The organism is Arthrobacter sp. Y3225116, from assembly GCF_059091245.1.
The window spans coordinates 1-3,294 of record NZ_JBNHGL010000281.1 but is presented as its reverse complement, the minus strand read 5'-3'; the positions used below and the strand labels follow the sequence as shown (position 1 = coordinate 3,294).

The following is a 3,294-nucleotide window of genomic DNA, read 5'->3' as shown; positions in this document are numbered from 1 at the left end:
GGCGAGCGGGCTGCGGCGGGCGGTCGGACGGTCGGCCCGGGCGCCAAGATCCGCCAGCAGGGCGTCCAATTGTTCGTCGGTGGCCCAGCCGTTCAGGCCGACGGTGCCGTCGGCCGCGACGCGGATCTCGATCCGGTCGGGCTGGGCCTGAATGTCTTCCAGCAGGTCACGGTAGCGGTCGGTCAGCGCGGTCAGGCCCTGGTTGGTGGAACCGATCCATGGCCGGTGCAGTTCCGGCCGGTCCCTCAGGTACGGTCCGTCGGCGAGCAGGTCGGTGGCAGCGAGCAGGCCGGCAATGTCTTCGCGGTCCGCTGCCCAGCGCCGCAGGTCACGGTGCAGGTAGCCGGTGAACGTCATCACGGACAGGCCGGCCGTTTGGAAGGCGCGCGCGACGACGGCGCTGGCCGCCGCCTGTTCGAAGGGTTCGCCTCCCAGCAGGGTCAGGCCTTCGGCGCCCGCGGCCACCGCCTGCCCGACGAGGTCGGCGGCGAATTGCCGGGTCGGCACAAGCTCTGCTCCGCGGGCGGCCCAGAGGTGGGGGTTGAAGCATCCGGGGCACCGGATGGAGCAGCCTTGCAGCCAGAGCGCGGCCCGCCGGCCCGGTCCCTCGGCCTCGGTGGCCGGGAGGAACCGCGCGTGCCGGATGAGGCCGGCGTCGGCCGGTGCCGGCGCGCAGCCGTTGTGGAGGCGGGGCTCCGGGGCCGGGCCGCGCGGCTGGCCGGGCGCTCCGGGGCTATCGGTCTGCGGACTCATTGTGGACGTAGTCGCTGGTGGTGACGGCAGTGCGGTGGTAGTCCTCCGTATAGGAGCTGGAGACGCTCTCGGCCTCCAGGAGATCCTCCAAAACCGTGATGTAGTCCAGGCACTCGGCGCCGAAGATGTTGCGGGTCTCGGCCGATACCGCGCCGTCGGGCCTGACCGTGACGATCAGTTGTTGCTGGTCCATCGCTCTTCCTTCGGGGGTCGGTGTTGTCTAGAAATCCACGGTGCGGCCGCCGCGTACCGGCTGCCCGGAAGCTGCGGCGGGCACGGCACCGGCAGGCGACGCCGGGTCGATCGGCTGTCCGGCGTCCGCGTCCAGATCTTCGCTGCCGGTGGCACCGACGGCACGCAAGGCAGCCCACTGCCGGATGGCACCGACTTCCTCGGCCTGCGTGATGGCCAGCGGAATCATGTTGGCGACAGCCCGCTGCAGGTCGTCCAGGCGGACCGGGCGGTCTTCGGCATAGGCGTCGAAGAGTGCGGCGACGACTGCCTGTTCGATTTCTGCGCCGGAATAGTTTTCCGAGGCGTCGGCGAGGAGCCCGACGGCAGTCGGATCGTTGGCGACGGCGTGCAGCTGGTTGGCGGCGGTGCCCTTGCCGGCCATCTGGATCTGCCAAATCACCTGGCGTTCGGCGTCGCTGGGCAGATCGACGAAGAAGATCTCGTCGAAACGGCCCTTGCGCATGAACTCCGGGGGGAGCCGGTCGATGTTGTTGGCGGTGGCGACCACAAAAACCGGATGGCGCTTCTCCTGCATCCAGGTCAGGAACGAGGCGAACACGCGGGCGGAGGTTCCCGAATCGCCCTCGCCGCTGGTGCCTGAGAAACCCTTTTCGATCTCATCGATCCACAGGATCGCCGGCGAGATGGCTTCGGCGGTGGCGATGGCGTTGCGCATGTTCTGTTCGCTGGAGCCGACCAGGCCGGAAAAGACCCGGCCGATGTCCATCCGCAGCAACGGCAGCCCCCAGGCCGAGGCCATCGCCTTGGCCGTCAGGGACTTGCCGCAGCCGGGCACGCCGGTGATCAGCACGCCCTTGGGTGCGGGCAGGCCGAAGTCGGCGGCGGCATCCAGCCAGGAGCCCTTGCGCTTGGCCAGCCACCGCTTGAGGTTGTTCAGCCCGCCAACCTCGTCCAGGCTGATGTTCACGTCCACGTAGTCCAGCAGCCCGGACTTGCGGATGGTCTGGCGCTTCTCGTCCAGCACCACCCTCACGTCGTGCGCGGTCAGCTCGCCGTCGTCGACCATTGCCCGCGCGAAGGCGTTCTCGGCTTCGGCCATGGTCAGGCCGAGCGCCGCCTGGACCATGTTCTCTTGGTCGGCTTCACCCAGGCTGACCTTGATCCGTCCGCCGTCGGCATTCTGGCTGATCATGTGCGCCAGCATGGCCTTGATCTCGTCATGGCTGGGCAGCGGAAAGTCGACCAGCGTGACGGCCTTGTCCAGTTCGGGCGGGATACGCAGCACCGGGGCGACGATGATCAGCACCCGACCGGTGGTGCCTTGCCGGAAGGCGGCAGAGACTTCGCGGACCTTTCGGACCACCTCGGGGTCCGCCGGGCGCTGGTCGGTGCCGAAGTAGGCGTGCAGGTCGAAGAAGATGAAGACCCCCGGATCGTGCGCGCCGAGCACGCGGTCCAGGGCACGCGCCGGGGCCGTGGTGTTGGACTGCTGGCCGTCGCTGGGGGAGAGGAGCCCGCTGCTGGCGTTCCACGTCCAGACGGGGCGCGGGGTGCGCAGCGCGGCGGCGCACTTGAGCACTTCGGCGTGCACCCGTGCTTCTTCATGGCTTTCGACGTACAGCACGGGGATTCGGGCCTTGAACGCCTGGTCAAGCGTTTCAGCAAAAGACATGGGTCTCTCCCCTTAAGGAACGGAACGGGATCTGGCTCTACTTTAGGCATAGTTGGAGGGCCTGAGCGCTTTAGCCGCAGGTTCGGAGCCGCGGGTTCGGCGCAGTTCTCAGCGCCCGACGTCCAGGCTCCAGCTGCCCTCGCTGGTGTCCACCAGGAAATACGTCACCGGGTACGGCTGCCAGGAGAACCGCGTGGTGCTGGTGCCGATCTTGTTGACCACCAGGTTCCGACGCGATTCCTGCCAGGTGTAGACGGCGATGTTGGCGTCACCGGTGTAGCTGAATGCGGCCAGTACCTCATCGCCCTCATAGCGCACCAGCGCAGGGCCGGAGCCGGCGACCGTACCGTCTTCCGGTACGGCGTAAGCGACCGGGCGGACCTCCAGTCGCCAGTCGCCGTCCGCCTCGACATGCAGTGAAAATTCTTCCCGCGCGGTGGCCAGGAGACCGGCCGAGGGCTCGTTCCGGTCGCCGGAGTTGTAGAGGAAGTGGACCGGCCAGTCGGGGTTCTCCGGGTCGTCCACCGCTACGCTGGCGTCCACGCCGCTGTCGATGACGATCTCGAACGGGCCGTCGTAACCGGCCGGCCGCTGGTAGCCGAGGACCGCGTTGCCGGATCCTGCATAGCTGCCGGGTCCGCCGGCTTCGGCCACGGTTCCCTCCCCGGCCGCCG

Annotated in this window: 4 protein-coding genes; all 4 read right to left on the bottom strand. The window is 68.5% G+C overall.

Translation table 11 applies throughout. The features are described from left to right. Nucleotides 1–753: 4Fe-4S single cluster domain-containing protein (locus AC5RV2_RS16105; protein ID WP_494093167.1), on the bottom strand; the 753-nt coding region annotated here is incomplete at its 3' end. Continuing rightward, the gene (locus AC5RV2_RS16100) at nt 734–946 is read right to left on the bottom strand and encodes a DUF2997 domain-containing protein (protein ID WP_494023598.1); all 213 of its coding nucleotides are present in this window, start codon (nt 944–946) and stop codon (nt 734–736) included. The genes AC5RV2_RS16100 and AC5RV2_RS16105, both read right to left, overlap by 20 nt. Nucleotides 947–973: 27 nt before the next feature. Next, nucleotides 974–2,620, bottom strand: coding sequence for an AAA family ATPase (locus AC5RV2_RS16095; RefSeq protein WP_494093166.1), 1,647 nt, complete (start codon nt 2,618–2,620; stop codon nt 974–976). A 108-nt stretch (nt 2,621–2,728) separates the two neighbouring features. Beyond that, the coding region (locus AC5RV2_RS16090) for a hypothetical protein (protein ID WP_494093165.1) at nt 2,729–3,294 on the bottom strand (566 nt) is incomplete at its 5' end.

Excerpts from the sequence above, each read along its gene's own strand:
- AC5RV2_RS16095 (WP_494093166.1), bottom strand. The coding sequence starts at position 2,620 with ATGTCTTTTGCTGAAACGCTTGACCAGGCGTTCAAGGCCCGAATCCCC.
- AC5RV2_RS16100 (WP_494023598.1), bottom strand. The coding sequence starts at position 946 with ATGGACCAGCAACAACTGATCGTCACGGTCAGGCCCGACGGCGCGGTA.